The sequence below is a fragment of the Neobacillus drentensis genome (genome assembly GCF_036965245.1).
In the GTDB taxonomy this organism is placed as follows: domain Bacteria; phylum Bacillota; class Bacilli; order Bacillales; family Cytobacillaceae; genus Neobacillus; species Neobacillus drentensis_G.
On the sequence record NZ_JBALPG010000048.1, the window covers coordinates 57,259 to 73,180 of the forward strand.

The following is a 15,922-nucleotide window of genomic DNA, read 5'->3' on the forward strand; positions in this document are numbered from 1 at the left end:
TGTCCGTATCCCGCAGGCACTTCACTGTAACTTGTTGGCATCTGACTATATCCTGCTGGCATCTGTCCATATCCCGCAGGCACTTCACTGTAACTTGTTGGCATTTGACTATATCCTGTAGGCATTTCCCCATATCCTGCAGGCATTTCCCCATATCCTGCAGGCATTTCCCCATATCCTGCAGGCATTTCCCCATATCCTGTTGGCATTTGACTGTAAGCTCCCGGCATCTGTCCGTATCCTGCAGGCATTTGACCATATCCTGCTGAATCCATCATTGGCTGCTGAAATACAGGGCTTTGAGCACCCATCACAGCTCCCGGGTTGTACGCTGGATTTACAACTGGCATTTGCGGCATAAATGATGACGATTCATCATGGAAAAATTGCCCCGGCATAACTGATGTACCAGCAACGGTTGGAGCGACGCCTGGAGTACCATGGATCATTCCATGCGGCGGAGCCATTGCCATTCCTTGTGAATATGGCATCATAGGAGGTATTGGGAATCCGCCTCCCCCAAATGGCGGGCAGAAACCAGGCCCTGGCATTACTGGTGTGACAGGGACACAATATTCCTGGGGCATCTCACAAGGTGCTTCTTGAACAGGCAGGGGCGCTGGAATTGGAATTTCCTTCTTTGGAACCTCTGGCTGCACGGTCATATTGGCCATGTTTGTCATATAATAATTACTAACATCAATTTCTGGGACTACTTGTAGAGGCATTTTAGGAGTATAGGGTGCTTTTGGTGCTTCTTTGATGATAGGCACTTCTTTTTTCGGTACTTCTTTTTTCGGTACTTCCTTTAATGGCACTTCTTTAATAGGTACTTCCTTTTTCGGCATTTCTTTAATAGGTACTTCCTTTTTTGGTACCTCCTTTATCGGCATTTCTTTAATAGGTACTTCCTTTTTCGGTACCTCCTTTATCGGCACTGCTTTAATAGGCATTTCCTTAGGCTTCTCTTTGGCAAACGGGTGCTCAGCAATGGGCACTTCCTTTTTTACTCCTATATTGATTGTCCCTTCTTTTTTTACGGATCCCCCAGAGGTTGGAACCTTAATTTTCATACCGGGCATAATCATATCAGGGTTGCTGAGCTGTGAATTCATCTTTTTCAGCTCTTCAAAATTCACGCCGTACTTCTTGGCGATCTTCCAAAGAGTATCCCCTTTCTGTACGATATGGATCTTCACTCTGATTTCCCTCCTATGGCATAAGTCCATATAGTGTATGTGAAAATGGGCAAAGTGCTAACATTCTTCAAAAAAACTTATGCTATTTTTTTAATAAATATGTTTGTTTGTCATAACGGAATTTACGATTATCCTTATCTTTGGGAAAGTTTTATTTTTAGAAGCAGTATGTTAAAATTGGGTATTATGCCTACTGTGAGGAGCGGTTTTTACATATGGAACAAAAAAAGATTCTTGGGGAAGAGCGGAGAAAATTTATTTTACAATTGCTAAAAGAAAGCAGTACCCCAATTACTGGGAGCGATTTAGCCGAGCAAACCAATGTAAGCAGACAAGTGATTGTAGGGGATATCACGCTTCTAAAGGCAAAAAATGAACCGATAATTGCCACAAGCCAAGGCTACATTTATTTAAAGCAGAGTACCAGCATGCCAGTATTCGAAAGAACGATTGCTTGCAGGCATACTCCAAAAGATACAGAAAAGGAACTAAATTTATTAGTGGATCACGGCGTTTTAGTGAAGGATGTAAAAATTGAACATGCGGTTTACGGCGATTTAACTGCATCGATTATGGTTTCTAACCGCCAGGAAGTGAAGCAATTCTTAAAAAGATTGGAAACAACACAAGCCTCATTACTATCGGAGTTAACAGGCGGCTTCCATCTACATACTATTTCAGCAACTACTGAACAGGCTCTCAATAAAGCTGAATCCGCATTAAAGGCGGAAGGCATATTGCTTGAATCATAATAATGACCCGGATAGCACCGGGTCTTTTTTTTGAGCAAAAGCGTTTTTTGACCGATTCTCACCAAAAAGAGCGATCTCGGGTGTAAAAGGCGTTTTTTGTGACTGATTTCAGAAATTAACTTAGAAATGGGCGCAATAGCTTTTATTGTTACCGTAATCCCCAAGTTAGCGTGGGAACGGGTACAAATTGCTTTTATTGTGACCGTTATCCCCAATTTAGCGTGGGGCCGAGCACAAATAGCTTTTATTGTGACCGATTTCCACAATTTAACACGGGAACGAGCACAAATATCATTTTATTGTGACCGTATTCCCAAATTAGAGTTGGAACGGGCACAAAAAGCTTTTATTGTGACCATATACCCCCAAAAGTACATGGTATTGGGTAAAAATCTTGCATCTATTTATTTTTCAAAATCCACCATCTTGGAAGGATAACTTCCTAAAACCTTCACACCGCAGCCTAATGCCTCCAGTTCAGCGATTGCACCAGGAATCAATACTTCATCGAGCTTCATTTCAAGGTCAATAATGAAAAAGTAATTACCAATACCTGTTTTCATTGGCCTTGATTCAATTTTAGAAAGGTTTAATTTTCTCCAGGCAAAGGCAGATAACACTTGATGGAGAGCACCAGCCTGATCCGATGGAAGGGTAACCATGAGCGTCGTTTTGTAATGCGCTGAACCGCTAATCGACTCAAAATCCAAGATTTGTTCTGACAGAACAAAAAAGTTTGTATGATTATAATCAAAATCATGAATATTTTTTTGCACGATTTCTAATCCGTATTCCTTCGCCGCCAATTCATTGGCAATCGCCGCTGCAGTCATTTCAGGGTTTTCCATCACCATCTTTGCTGCTGCCGCTGTAGACGAAACACTATCGATTGGCACTCCCTTAAAATGGGTATGAAGGAACTTATGGCACTGGGCAATGGCATGGGAATGGCTGAACACCATGCTTACCTCTTGCCATCTTTCCTTATTTGCAGGATGAACCATCAAATGCTGCATGATAGGAAGCGTAATTTCGCCAACAATCGGAATTTGAACGACATGGGTTAAATAATCCAGGGTTATATTTACTGAGCCTTCAAGGGCATTCTCAACAGGAACAACTGCTAAATCTACATTTTTATCAACAATAGCATCTATACTTTCAGGAATTGTGCGATACGGCTCAAGCTCGTATCCATGAAATACCTTTTTTACCGCGAGTTCGGTAAAAGTTGCTTTTGGTCCTAAAAACCCGACTTTCATTGCTTCCCCACTCCCCTAATATAAATGAGCAAGCGCTTGTTCAGCACTATTGCTATTTTTCAAAATTTTGCATCACATTTATTTAAAAAGAAAGCTGAGAGCAGGCTCCAGCGGATAAAAGTCCACTATGCACCAGTTCCCAGCACCTCAACCTTCTCGACAAATTCAAGTCTTTGTAAGTTTGCAAGTAAATCGTCAAGCTCTGTTGTGATATTCGATGTGTTTAATGACAATGTCACATTTGCTCTGCCTTGTAGCGGTATCGTTTGGTGAATCGTTAAGACATTACAACCTGACGCCGCTACGACACTTAACAATTTGGACAGTGTCCCGGAGCGATCTTCCAAATGAAAGAAGAGTGAGATGATTTTTTCCTTTTGAATCGTTGAAAAAGGAAACACGGTATCCCTGTATTTGTAAAAGGCACTTCTGCTCAAATCTACCTTTTGAACGGCATCTGCAATCGATTCAGCCTTGCCCTTTTCAAGCATGTCTTTCACATCAATCGTTTTCTTCATCGCTTCCGGCAAAACATCCTCACGGACCAAATAATATTTTTTGTCAAAATTATCCATTTCCACTCTACCTCATTCTCTTACAAAACGTAAAAGGGATTCATGCCAACATCTACTTCGAATTAAAATTATTCAAAGAACTAGCCAAAAAGGTGGTGTGAACAGAGCTAGGCTTCTCTTATTTCGCAGCGTAAAACCACGATTGGATGTACTAATTCTTTTTTGCGCCGCTCCGCCCTTTTTCCTTACAAACTACTCAATAAACTCAAATTCGAACTCTAATAATTTTACGATATCTCCATCTTTTGCCCCTCGTTGTCTTAAAGCATCATCTACGCCAAGACCGCGAAGCTGACGAGAGAATCGGCGGACAGATTCTTCGCGTGAAAAGTCTGTCATCTTAAATAATCTTTCAAGTTTTTCACCTGTGAGGACAAACGAACCATCCGGGTCTCTTGTAATCGTGAAGTTTTCAGGGTCTGCCTCATGTTTGTAAAGAACACGATGAATACCGGTATCCTCTTCTTCATGCTCAAGCGGAAACTCTGGTGTTTCCTCTAATTTATCGGCCACAGCGAATAACAATTCACGCAGGCCTTTACGCGATAAAGCTGAAATAGGGAAGATAGGATAATCCTCTTCAAGCTGCTCTTTAAACTTTTGCAGGTTTTCTTCTGCATCAGGCATATCCATTTTATTGGCAACAATTATTTGCGGACGCTCGGTCAATCTTAAATTATACTCTTTTAATTCGCGATTGATGGTCAGGTAATCCTCCAATGGGTCCCTGCCTTCTGTCGCTGCCATATCAATCACATGGACGATAACCCTCGTCCGTTCAATATGCCGTAAAAATTGATGACCAAGACCGACACCTTCACTCGCCCCTTCAATTAAGCCCGGCAGGTCGGCCATGACAAAGCTTCTGCTGTCCTCTGTTTCAACCATACCTAGATTCGGAACGATCGTCGTAAAATGATACTCAGCGATCTTCGGCTTAGCAGATGAGACAACAGACAATAAGGTAGATTTCCCAACACTTGGGAAACCAACGAGACCAACATCAGCCAAAAGCTTCAATTCCAGAATAACATCACGCTCTTGGCCAGGCTCTCCATTTTCAGCAATCTCCGGTGCCGGATTTGACGGTGTGGCGAAACGGGTATTTCCACGGCCGCCACGGCCGCCTTTAGCTATGACAGCCTGCTGCCCGTGCTCAACTAAATCAGCAATGACCTCTTTTGTTTCCGCATCCATGACCACCGTTCCAGGGGGTACCTTAACAATCATATCCTTAGAGCCTCTTCCATGCTGCCCCTTGGACATGCCATGCTCACCACGATCCGCCTTAAAATGGCGCTTATAGCGAAAATCCATTAACGTTCTCAGCCCTTCGTTTACCTCAAAAACGACACTGGCACCTTTTCCGCCGTCACCGCCGGCAGGACCGCCATTTGGAACATATTTTTCACGACGAAATGCGACCATACCATTACCGCCGTCTCCGCCTTTTACATAAATTTTGACTTGATCGACAAACATCTAATTCCTCCAGTCTTGCATTTTACATAAACTGATGTCAAAACACCTTGTTATAGTACTGGCATAAAAACTTCCAGCGCGAGTTCACTTCCCGAAAATTCCTTGACCAATACATCCGCTGCGGGTTCAGCAAGGAATTTTTCAATCAGTTCCCTTTTTATTATTATCCCGCTAAAATCAAAAAAGAAACGAACACCATCTATTTGCGGTTCAATTGTGATGGATAAATGGTTTTCTTGAAATTCCTCTATTGCCTGATTTAAACATAAAAAAAAGGATTTTGTCCAATTTGTCATGTTTGTGTCATCAATTCTAATTGATTCTGAATCGATCATTACTTCATACTCTAGTTTAAATGAAGGATTTTCCCAATTGGATTTTAATAGCAGGGCAGCAAACATTGGCATATGTAAATTCGAAAGCTTTGTCTCATGCTGCGCTTCAATGACAATTTCATCAATGACTGCTCTTACCCGATCAATTCGGTTTAAATCCAGGTTTCCCTTTATTAGCTGGAGTTTGTTTAACCAATCATGTCGTGAGTGCCGCAGCACTTCCACGATATCCCATTCTTTCCCCATACGTACACTCCCACATTGTGTGTTGGACACTGTTTCTGATAGTATATCAAAAAAACAAACATGAGTAAGCAATTTTATATTGTAGAGGCGAAAAGAAGCTTATAAGAAGTAGGTTTCCTGACGTGTTAGTTGGGAGGTAAAATTCGCTAGCAAAAAGAAAACTCTAACCAAACAGGTTAGAGTTTCCTTTTGATGTCCTATTTAAGCTTCTTGAGCTACTGGATAAACGCTCACTTTTTTACGGTCACGACCTAAACGTTCGAATTTCACAACGCCGTCGATTTTTGCAAAAAGAGTATCGTCTCCTCCACGGCCTACGTTTTCACCTGGGTAAATCTTTGTACCGCGTTGACGGTAAAGGATCGAACCACCAGTTACAAATTGACCGTCTGCACGCTTAGCACCAAGGCGCTTTGCGATAGAGTCACGTCCGTTCTTTGTAGAACCTACTCCCTTTTTAGATGCAAACAACTGAAGATCTAATTTTAATAACATTTATTCCACCTCCTGCTTTTTGAAGGTAATTTTTATTTGCTTTCCGTACTCTTCTTCAATCGTCCGTAAGGAAACGACCATAGCTTCAAGAATCAGCTGAATTTTCTCGTGGATGTCATTCGGAAGTTCTTCCGGTACAACACAGCGGAGAAACCCATCTGCTCGATATTCAAGATCGGGAGTGACACCTGTCAGTTCGTGCACTGCGTTGATTGCTCCAACAGAGACAGCAGATACGCCTGCACAAACGATATCCTTTCCTCGATCCGCGAATAATGCATGACCGCTCATTTCGAAAGACTGAATCAAGCCGGATTCAGTACGAGTAATCGTAATCCCAATCATCTATAATCCAACACCTTACGCGTTGATTTTTTCGATGATTACTTTTGTGTAAGGTTGACGATGACCTTGCTTCTTACGGTTGTTTTTCTTCGCTTTGTACTTGAAAACAATGATTTTCTTCGCACGGCCTTGTTTTTCAACTTTAGCTGTAACAGTAGCGCCTGCAACAACAGGGCTTCCAACTTTTACAGTTTCACCGCCAACGAAAAGAACCTTGTCAAAAGTAACTGTTTCACCAGCTTCAACATCTAATTTTTCAATGTAGATTGCTTGGCCTTCTTCGACTTTAAGTTGTTTACCGCCAGTTTCGATAATTGCGTACATGAACTGCACCTCCTTATAAACTCAGACTCGCCATATACAGGCGTCTTGCGAATCTCGCAAAATCTTACTACCTGTTCTGCGCGGTTGTAGCACAGGTGCTACAAACATAACATTAGAATACTAACATAATTCAAGCAAGAGTGTCAATAGCTTTTGGGGAGATATCCTTGTCATCGCCAAATTGTTTCAAGACATAATACGGTTTAACAGATGGTTGTATGGAAAAATAAAGTTTTACATGCAGCAGGTCTTCTAATACTTTTCTGTGTGCATGATCTGCACCCAGAAGAGTTTCTTTCACCTCTCGGGTTGTCTCTATTAAAATTGCCTCGAATTCAGCATGACGATGCTCTAACAGCTCTCGCTCAAGCCGGAACGCGATGGTTTCAGCACTAAGGATCCGTCCTGTGCCGTCGCAGACTGGACATTTTACTTGGAGAGCCTCTGACAGTGTGACCTTTGTCTTCTTCCTAGTCAGTTGAAGAATCCCAAGCGGGGTAAAACCAATGATTTTTGTTCTTTTTTCATCTCTCATTATTTCCGTCTCAACCTTGTTGAGAATCGTCTGTTTATCCTGCTCGCGTTTCATATCAATAAAATCTATCAGGACAATGCCGCCGATATCGCGAAGGCGCAGTTGCTTGGCAATCTCTTGGGCTGCCAGCTGATTGGTTTTAAGAACAGTATCATGATAATCGTTCTTACCGGAAAATTTTCCAGTGTTCACATCAATAATCGTCAATGCTTCCGTTTCATCAAATATAATATAGGCACCGTGATCGAGCCAGACAATCCGCTTGAGCGCTTTGTCAATTTCATGCTCCACTTGGTTGGCTGAAAAAATATTCTCTTTTCCGTTGTAGTAACAGTGCTTCACTTTAGGGTTGGCCTGCTCAAGCATTTTTTTTACCGCTAGATCATCGACAATGACTTCTCCAATCTTCATCCTTGCAGCCTGAGTCAAGATCATTTCAATGAAGGTATCTTTTTGAAAAATTAATCCCGGTTTTTTTAGGGAGGTTGTTTTCTGCAATAGTTCTTGAAATTGTTGTCTTAACGTTTGCAGCTCTTCTTGAATTTCTTCCTCTGTACTTGAAATGCTAGAAGTACGAAAAATGATCCCCTCTTCTTCCGTTTTGTGACCGCTGCCAAGGCTGCGAAGCATTGCCTGCGCAGTTACATCGGCAATTTTTTTCGATACGGCCACATAACGTCCTTTAGGCATGTAAATAAGATGATTCCCCTGTATTTCAATAATCCCCGTAACTTTTGGTCCCTTTGTGCCGGTTGCATCCTTGTCCACCTGAACGAGAATTTTTTCTCCTTGATGCACGAACGAAGTGATATTTTTTTGTTTTTCAGATGAAAGCACGTATGCTGGCAGAGAGTCACGGTGCAAATAGGCATTTTTCTCCTCGCCAATATCGATGAACACAGCATTCATCCCCGGCAACACCTTTGTAACGGTCCCAAAATAAATATTACCGACCAGCGAGCGATGTTCTGGTCGGTCAAAAATGATCTGTTCTACACGGTGATCTCTTAAATAAGCAAATCGCTTCTCTCGTGCGGTGTAATTGATAATTAATGTTTCCAAACCACGTGTCCTCACTTTTAAAATAATAACTTATTCCTGTTATTTGTATTTCTAGAATTGCCTTATTAAGACTAATCTAGATGGATTTCCACCCGAAAGGTCCTTCATCGCCTTTATGAAGGACTAATCTCAATATCTTTTCTCCTGTTTTGGCCTTCATTGCCTTTATGAGGGCCAAATCTTGCTTTCTTTTCTCCGGATTTGTCCTTCAACGCTATTATGAAGAATCAAATTTAAAAAAACTTATATTCAGCCTTTATCAACCGCCAGGTATCCTCAGTCACAGCAAAAGCGCTCGTTTATCGGGCGCTTCCGCTCTTTTTATTATACCCTTTTTTAATATGAAAAGAGAAGGTCGCTGATTTTATCGGTTAGGCGCTTTTCTGTAAAATAGGCATGCAGGAGCTCGTTTTCATCCAATGTGCCTGTTTCCTTTCCGCCCGCATTGACGATGATCGGATGTTTACAGCCGCGTTGAAATTTTTCCAGCACATGGATGAGTAAGTCCTGTTCATTGGCCTGGATAGGCTTCAATGCCTGCAGACCCGACTTTTTTCCATAATAGCGCTCTAATAAAAATCTCATGAAAATAAAGCGTCGTTGTTTCCACTCATGGTAAAGTGAGAAAAATAAAAAGGCAATTACGACCCAAACATTTATATTAGCAGGTGCAGCCAGTAAAATGATTATCGAAAACAGGGATAGGCTGAAAAATGAAATCAACAGTGTCAGACGATGTGCATGTGGAAAAGAACTTTTTAATGAGAGCAGTAAGAATACCAGTTTTCCGCCATCAAGCGGCCAAACGGGAAAAAGATTGAACACCAAAATCATAACGTTATAACTAATAAATAGTTTAAATATATCTTCAGGAATCACGTGCAGCGAAACAAAGCCGTATGCTGCCGCCACCATCCACACATGCTGCAGCGGTCCGGCAAGCACAACAATCGATTCTTCCTTAAGGGGACGATTGCCGTGCTCATCCATTTCGGCAACCCCGCCGAACGGCAGAAGGGTGATTTTCTTAATTCTCCATGAAAAAAAAGAAGCCGCAGCAGCATGCCCCATTTCATGTATAAATATAATCGCAAGTAGCAGGCAGACTTCAAGGAAATGACCAGTTGCAATCGATAGGGCAATCACAATCCACAGCAACGGATGAATCTGTACTTGTCGTAGTAACGTAATGGCTCTATTCAAAGCGAATCACCTGGATCGGGTCGATGAAATCATTATCTTTTTTAATGGCAAAATAATACTTGCCTTTTGTTTTATCCTCACCGGTTGACACGGAAACCGTTCCCACCACCGTTCGCTTTTCGATATATTCATATAAGTTGACTTTTATTTCATCTAAATTTCCGTACCATGTTGTTGAATCATCGGGGTGTTGGATGATGACTGTTTTCCCCAACCCTTCTTTAACTCCAGCGAAAGTAACATGCCCATCATTTATCGACTGTACTACGGCACCTTTTTCCGTTTCAATCATGATGCCTTGGCCATTTTTTTCAAAGTTTTCAAGGATTTTTCCCATCGCCGGAACGGAAAAATCCGACTCTTTGACAACATTCTTTTTTCCAGCTCGATCGTCCTCTGAAAATGGGAGCAGGGCCAATGGTTTGCCGAACTTGTCTTCATACCAGTTGGAAACTGTGGCAAACTTAAAATCCTGGTCCATTTGCTTTGTAACAAAGTCCCTTACTGGCTCAAAGGTTGCATTATGATTGCGAAACATAATGGCAACTGTTAAAAAAAGGAGTACAGACGCCAATATTTTGAAAAAGAATACTTCCTTCTTAAATAATGGATGTCCGGAATCCCCGCCTCCTTTTCCAGTAGAGGTAGTATGATTAAAATTGTAGTTTTCGTCCTCGCCAGGCCAAATCATTTGGCGTTCTGGTGTTTTAGTCGTTGAGCCCTGTTCTTTTTTCCTTTTAGCGATTCGTCGCCGTATTTCCTCCGGTGTAGTCCGCGCCATACCCATCAACCCTTTTCCCACTTTTTGTACAAGTTTATGAAGAGCAATGGCATAGTATGACTTCACATAAAGGTTATCCTAAATTTTATTGTTACAAATGAATATATATAGAGTCCAAAATAAAAAATAGCCTGTCCACATCAATAAGGACAGGCACATTAATTATCGAACACCAAAAAACTTCTTAATTTTTGTAAAAACACCTTTATTTGCTTCTTCTAGCGGCTGAAGCGGGATGGATTCTCCAAGAATCCTTCTGGCAATATTGCGGTAGGCAATAGATGCCCTGCTATTTGGATTAAGGGCAATCGGTTCACCGTGGTTGGAGGCTTTAATGACCTCTTCATCGTCGGCAACGATGCCAATGAGTTCAATGGATAAATGCTGGGTGATTTCATCAATATCAAGCATATCGCCGCTCTTCATCATATGATTGCGGATACGGTTGACTACTAATTTAGGAGCTTCCATGTTCTGTTGTTTTTCAATCAGGCCGATGATACGGTCTGCATCACGAACCGCGGAAACCTCTGGTGTTGTGACGATAATTGCTCTATCAGCTCCGGCCAAGGCATTCTGGAAGCCCTGTTCAATACCAGCGGGACAATCAATTAAGATATAATCATAGTCTTGCTTTAATTCACTAATCAGTTCTTTCATCTGCTCGGGCTTAACAGCTGATTTATCAACGGTTTGTGCTGCCGGCAGTAAATATAATAACCCGTCAAAGCGCTTGTCCTTGACCAATGCCTGATGGATTTTGCACCTTTTTTCGACCACATCGACAAGATCATAAATAATTCTGTTTTCAAGCCCCATGACGACATCCAAGTTTCGAAGACCGATGTCTGTATCCACTAAGCATACTTTTTTTCCTTGAAGGGCCAATGCTGTGCCAATATTAGCAGAAGTTGTCGTTTTCCCTACTCCGCCCTTACCGGATGTAATTACTATTGCTTCACCCACTTTAATGTCCCCCTTCGAATCTGTTTAAATTAGGCCTTAAATGAATTAAAACTTGTAATCTATCAACAATAATTTGACGGTCCTCATCTATGTAAGCACATTCCATTTCCCTTTTCTCATTTTTTTGTATGGTATCTGGCGCGCGATTGATAGAATCACTTATCTTAAGCTGCGTTGGTTTCATATTGGACGCTGCAATAACAGCCTCCTCGTTGCCATAGCAGCCGGCATGTGCCAATCCTTTTAATGACCCCATGATAAAAATATTTCCACCGGCAACGACCGATCCGCCTGGATTGACATCACCGATTAATAGTAAATCACCAGGGGCTCTGAGCACTTGGCCTGAACGAACAATGCTAGAAACGGTCATGACCTCATTTTCGGCCTTTTGCCGTTTCGCTTCTTCCTTTGTCATGACATCCGATTCAATATCATCCACAACTAAATTCTTCTTTTGGCGAATCAAACTCTTCAGCTCTTCGCGTTGCTCCTCGGTTAAATATCGATTGCCAACGTGTACTTTCACGGAGAATAAGTTACGTTCCTCCTGTGTCCTCGAGTTGGCCGAAAGCTTTTGATCGAGTTCTTTTTTTAGTTCCTCGTAGGAACATGTATCATCAAGATGAAGGACAAGACCTTCCTTCGTTCCTTTTATTGTAACATTTTGCCGTTTTTTCATGGAGAAATTTCACCTCATAATTAAAAAAGCAATTTCAAAACAAGCAAATTTTTTCCTACCAAAAATGAAATTTGCATGTCGTCATGCACATTCCGAATCAAAAATACTAACATCCTAATTAAATTTCGACATGATGCGTCCATTCTCCTCTTTTTTAAAGAGAAAACTCATACTCCGTAAACCAAGATAAAATAATTATTCAGCTCTTAGTGCTTCAGCATGCTTTTCAAAAATCCGCTTAAAAGGATATCCCACAATAATGATAAAGACGGCATTCAAGATAAGGGTCGGATAAAAACGCAAATTGATAAAGCTCATAAAATCGAGGTTTGTCACATGGATTAAATGATCCATTTCGTAAACCCCCACTTCTAATAAGGCGATGCCAAAAAGAGATACGAGGAAGGCAATCACAATATTATTCTGCATGATATGCATGATTTTTGAAACAAGATAACAAATAAATGGATAAAGAAATAGGTAGATCCCAATAATTTCGATGTAGACAATATCAAATAATAATCCAAAAATAGCCGCATATATAATTCCCTGTTTCTTTCCAACATAAATCGTCAGAAATAAAAGGGCGGCAAAGAGAAAATGGGGAGCTACAATGAGATTCCGTCCCAACATGTCTGCTGGTGCATATTGAACAAAAAGACTTTCTAAAATAAATAAAAACAGAAACAAAAGAGGAAGAAGGAACTTTTTCACGATTCCTCCTCCTTCCCTTCAGTGGTTTCGGTTGCATCCACCGGTTTTTTGTTTGTTTTCGTAACGATCACATTTTTAATATCGTAAAAATCTGCCCCAGGTTTCACAAGTGCTGTCTGGTTTAATCCGTACTGATCCTGTTTAACCTCGACCACTTTTCCAATAGGTAACCCTGCTGGAAAAATACCGCCTAACCCTGAGGTGATGACAGTTTGGTCCTTTTCAATTTTTGCCCCTGAAGGGATGGCTTTCACCATAAGCAATTTCTTCTCTTTATCATAGCCTTCCACAAGTCCATGCACATCTGTTTCGCCTTGGACAATGGCGGAAATCCGGTTTTTCGGATCCATTGAGCTTAATAGCTGTACGGTAGAGCTAAATTGAGTAACACTTTTTACTTTTCCAATCAGGCCGTTTGCCGTGACAACAGCCATATTTTTTTTGACTCCGTTTATTTTACCTTTGTCAATAATAATCATTTCATGCCAACGATCAGGGTTTCTGCCAATAACAGTAGCTGGAAGTGGTTCATAATCTCTCAAGGTCTTTTTTTCACCGAGAACATCACGTAATTCTTTATTTTCTTTTTTCAGCTCTTGAACTTGTGCTTCAAGGCTGGCAAGATTTTCAATGCGTGATTTTAATTCCTTATTCTCTTCATATGTATTTGTCAAGTCCTGGAGATTTTCGAAAAAGCCTGCAACATAGTTGGTAGGCTTTGAAACCAAGGATTGAACCCAGCCGGTTGTGTCTTTAACAAATTGCTCCGGCCAGGATAATTTACTTCTCTCCCTTATAGAAAACCCAATCAATGCCACGAGAACAATTATGCTGACAAGCAAAATAATCAGTCGTTTATTCAAAAAGAACTGTGGCATGATTATACACCTCTATTTTTCTAATAAATACGAATTTTTAAATCTTTGAACTTTGAAAACTGACTAGCATTAGTGAACTTCGCTCTTCTCCCTTAAATAACACCTAATCAATATCGCTTTCCGTGTTGTCAGCTTCAGCGCCTAGGGGAACACAGACCCGTGGAACAAGGCGCTTCCGCTTTTCTGATTTAACGGGAATCTTTTGCTTTGTTTTTAAATAAATGAATATGATCGAGCGCCTTTCCTGTTCCAATGGCCACGCAATCAAGCGGGTTCTCGGCAATCAAGACAGGCATTTTCGTTTCTTCGCTAATAACCCTATCCAAATTACGAAGGAGCGCGCCCCCACCTGTTAATACAATTCCCCTGTCCATAATATCTGCGGCCAGTTCCGGCGGAGTCTTCTCTAATGTATTCTTCACAGCTTCGACAATCGCATAGACTGTGTCATTTAAGGCTGCGGCAATTTCTTTAGCCGTAATTTCAATCGTTTTTGGCAGACCTGTTAATAAATCACGTCCGCGAATTTCCATATTATCGATGCCATCAGGCGTACCAGCAGATCCGATTTCTACTTTAATCGTTTCCGACGTACGCTCCCCAATCATTAAATTATAATTTTTACGGATATATGAAATAATCGAATCGTCCATTTCATCACCGGCCACGCGAATTGACTGACTTGTCACGATGCCCCCTAATGAAATAATTGCGACTTCTGTTGTACCGCCGCCAATATCAACAACCATACTGCCGGTTGGTTCCCAAACAGGCAAGTTAGCACCAATCGCTGCCGCAAATGGCTCTTCTATCGTATAGGCATCCTTTGCCCCTGCCTGTCTAGTCGCGTCGATGACAGCTCTTTCCTCAACTGCCGTAATACCTGACGGCACACAAACCATAACATATGGCTTTCCAGAGAAAAGATTAGTACCTTTCTGTGCTTGACGAATGTGGTGCTTCATCATCGATGCAGTTGTTTCAAAATCAGCAATGACACCATCCTTCATCGGTCTCATCGCAACGACATTCCCGGGCGTCCGTCCAATCATGTTTTTCGCATCGTTTCCCACTGCCACGATACTTTTTGTATCGGTTTGCATAGCAACTACTGATGGCTCCCGTAAGACAATTCCTTTTCCTTTTACATATACGAGGGTATTTGCTGTCCCCAAGTCAATACCAAGATCTCTAGGTTTAATTCCAAACATAATGTTGTATCTCCCTTTCTGATACGAAATGCACAAATTCCTATAGGCAGGTAATTACCTTATTTATCATGTCTTTTTTCGTACTATTTATATAGCTTTTTTTAAATCAGTCCTAAAAAATCATACCCAATATTATAGCGCATCGTCAAATAATATCCTAGTGTTATAAATACCCTTTTTCCTTTAAACTCACAAACTTGTTTTCACCAATAATGAGGTGGTCGAGCAAATCTATTCCAATTATTTTTCCACATTCAACCAGCCTCTTAGTGACCTCAATATCTTCGCGGCTTGGTGAGGGATCGCCGCTGGGGTGATTATGCAGGGCGATTACTGATGCCGCAGACCGTTTTAATGCCTCTCGGAAAACCTCGCGAGGATGCACGATTGAGGCATTTAAGCTGCCGATAAAAACAGTTTGTTTATGAATTACTTGATTTTTCGTGTTTAAATATAAACAAACGAAGTGTTCCTGTGTCAAAAAGCGCATATCGTTCATGACATACTTAGCCCCGTCTTCAGGGGACCGAATCACATAGCGGTCAGTATAATTTAAGTTGGACATTCTTCTGCCAATTTCAACGGCAGCAAGAATTTGAATCGCCTTAGCCGAACCAATCCCTTTTATTTCGGTTATTTCTTCTAAGGTAGCTGATTTTAAAAGTCTTAAACCTTCAAAATGGTTAAGCAAGCGATTCGATAATTGTAATACCGACTCATCCTTCGTTCCGGTGCGAAGCAGGATGGCAATTAGTTCATGATTAGATAAGCTTTGCGGGCCATGCTGGATAAAGCGTTCCCTCGGCCGTTCATCTTGCGGAAAATCACGGATCATTAATGTATTTGTGGTCACTTTTTTTCCTCCCTTTTATCGA

18 protein-coding genes, 2 pseudogenes and 1 other annotated feature are annotated in these 15,922 nt (G+C 41.4%); of the genes and pseudogenes, 3 read left to right on the top strand and 17 right to left on the bottom strand.

What is annotated here, in order from left to right:
• The first annotated feature begins 324 nt into the window (after positions 1 to 324).
• Together V7150_RS26595 and V7150_RS26600 are read left to right on the top strand one after the other, a co-directional pair.
• Positions 325 to 606, top strand: coding sequence for a hypothetical protein (locus V7150_RS26595; protein WP_420490281.1), 282 nt, complete (start codon positions 325 to 327; stop codon positions 604 to 606).
• A 156-nt stretch (positions 607 to 762) separates the two neighbouring features.
• Positions 763 to 909, top strand: a pseudogene (locus V7150_RS26600) (hypothetical protein); the annotation flags it as partial.
• 203 nt (positions 910 to 1,112) lie between these two features.
• Here V7150_RS26600 and V7150_RS26605 read toward each other — a convergent pair.
• Positions 1,113 to 1,229 (bottom strand): annotated as a pseudogene (locus V7150_RS26605) (LysM peptidoglycan-binding domain-containing protein); the annotation flags it as partial.
• Positions 1,230 to 1,414: 185 nt separating this feature from the next.
• Here V7150_RS26605 and V7150_RS11980 point away from each other — a divergent pair.
• On the top strand, positions 1,415 to 1,951 hold the full coding sequence (locus tag V7150_RS11980) for a transcription repressor NadR (RefSeq protein WP_335518099.1): 537 nt from the start codon (positions 1,415 to 1,417) through the stop codon (positions 1,949 to 1,951).
• 404 nt (positions 1,952 to 2,355) lie between these two features.
• Here V7150_RS11980 and pheA read toward each other — a convergent pair whose 3' ends face one another.
• From pheA to radC, 16 genes are all read right to left on the bottom strand, one after another.
• Positions 2,356 to 3,213: a prephenate dehydratase gene (gene pheA, locus V7150_RS11985; protein WP_335518102.1), complete on the bottom strand. Its 858-nt coding sequence runs from the start codon at positions 3,211 to 3,213 to the stop codon at positions 2,356 to 2,358.
• A gap of 125 nt (positions 3,214 to 3,338) precedes the next feature.
• Positions 3,339 to 3,788: an ACT domain-containing protein gene (locus V7150_RS11990; protein WP_335518105.1), complete on the bottom strand. Its 450-nt coding sequence runs from the start codon at positions 3,786 to 3,788 to the stop codon at positions 3,339 to 3,341.
• Positions 3,789 to 3,980: 192 nt separating this feature from the next.
• Positions 3,981 to 5,270: a GTPase ObgE gene (obgE, locus tag V7150_RS11995; RefSeq protein ID WP_335518108.1), complete on the bottom strand. Its 1,290-nt coding sequence runs from the start codon at positions 5,268 to 5,270 to the stop codon at positions 3,981 to 3,983.
• A gap of 50 nt (positions 5,271 to 5,320) precedes the next feature.
• Positions 5,321 to 5,851: a sporulation initiation phosphotransferase B gene (locus V7150_RS12000; protein WP_335518111.1), complete on the bottom strand. Its 531-nt coding sequence runs from the start codon at positions 5,849 to 5,851 to the stop codon at positions 5,321 to 5,323.
• A gap of 201 nt (positions 5,852 to 6,052) precedes the next feature.
• Entirely contained in the window at positions 6,053 to 6,346 is a 294-nt protein-coding gene (gene rpmA, locus V7150_RS12005; RefSeq protein WP_026572313.1) for a 50S ribosomal protein L27, read from the bottom strand.
• Positions 6,347 to 6,691 (bottom strand): ribosomal-processing cysteine protease Prp, encoded by a 345-nt coding sequence (locus tag V7150_RS12010; protein WP_335518115.1) that lies wholly within the window; start codon positions 6,689 to 6,691, stop codon positions 6,347 to 6,349.
• Between the two features lie 15 nt (positions 6,692 to 6,706).
• Positions 6,707 to 7,015 (bottom strand): 50S ribosomal protein L21, encoded by a 309-nt coding sequence (gene rplU / locus V7150_RS12015; RefSeq protein WP_283919673.1) that lies wholly within the window; start codon positions 7,013 to 7,015, stop codon positions 6,707 to 6,709.
• Between the two features lie 13 nt (positions 7,016 to 7,028).
• Positions 7,029 to 7,111: a sequence feature (ribosomal protein L21 leader region), on the bottom strand.
• A gap of 34 nt (positions 7,112 to 7,145) precedes the next feature.
• Positions 7,146 to 8,612 carry an Rne/Rng family ribonuclease gene (locus V7150_RS12020; protein WP_335518119.1) on the bottom strand — a complete coding sequence of 489 codons (1,467 nt, stop codon included), beginning with the start codon at positions 8,610 to 8,612 and terminating at the stop codon, positions 7,146 to 7,148.
• Between the two features lie 336 nt (positions 8,613 to 8,948).
• Positions 8,949 to 9,815 carry a M50 family metallopeptidase gene (locus V7150_RS12025; protein ID WP_335518121.1) on the bottom strand — a complete coding sequence of 289 codons (867 nt, stop codon included), beginning with the start codon at positions 9,813 to 9,815 and terminating at the stop codon, positions 8,949 to 8,951.
• The gene (locus V7150_RS12030; protein ID WP_335518317.1) at positions 9,808 to 10,596 is read right to left on the bottom strand and encodes a M23 family metallopeptidase; all 789 of its coding nucleotides are present in this window, start codon (positions 10,594 to 10,596) and stop codon (positions 9,808 to 9,810) included. The genes V7150_RS12025 and V7150_RS12030 overlap by 8 nt, the downstream gene beginning before the upstream one ends.
• Before the next feature lie 162 nt (positions 10,597 to 10,758).
• Positions 10,759 to 11,562, bottom strand: coding sequence for a septum site-determining protein MinD (gene minD / locus V7150_RS12035; protein WP_335518123.1), 804 nt, complete (start codon positions 11,560 to 11,562; stop codon positions 10,759 to 10,761).
• Between the two features lies 1 nt (position 11,563).
• Positions 11,564 to 12,244 carry a septum site-determining protein MinC gene (gene minC, locus V7150_RS12040; RefSeq protein ID WP_335518126.1) on the bottom strand — a complete coding sequence of 227 codons (681 nt, stop codon included), beginning with the start codon at positions 12,242 to 12,244 and terminating at the stop codon, positions 11,564 to 11,566.
• Positions 12,245 to 12,439: 195 nt separating this feature from the next.
• Positions 12,440 to 12,958, bottom strand: a complete 519-nt coding sequence (mreD, locus tag V7150_RS12045; RefSeq protein ID WP_335518127.1) for a rod shape-determining protein MreD — start codon at positions 12,956 to 12,958, stop codon at positions 12,440 to 12,442.
• A complete protein-coding gene (gene mreC / locus V7150_RS12050) occupies positions 12,955 to 13,836 on the bottom strand; it encodes a rod shape-determining protein MreC (protein WP_335518130.1) in 882 nt (293 codons plus the stop codon). The genes mreD and mreC overlap by 4 nt, the downstream gene beginning before the upstream one ends.
• Before the next feature lie 188 nt (positions 13,837 to 14,024).
• On the bottom strand, positions 14,025 to 15,047 hold the full coding sequence (locus V7150_RS12055) for a rod shape-determining protein (RefSeq protein ID WP_335518133.1): 1,023 nt from the start codon (positions 15,045 to 15,047) through the stop codon (positions 14,025 to 14,027).
• Positions 15,048 to 15,210: 163 nt separating this feature from the next.
• Entirely contained in the window at positions 15,211 to 15,900 is a 690-nt protein-coding gene (radC, locus tag V7150_RS12060; protein WP_335518136.1) for a RadC family protein, read from the bottom strand.
• Positions 15,901 to 15,922 lie beyond the last annotated feature (22 nt).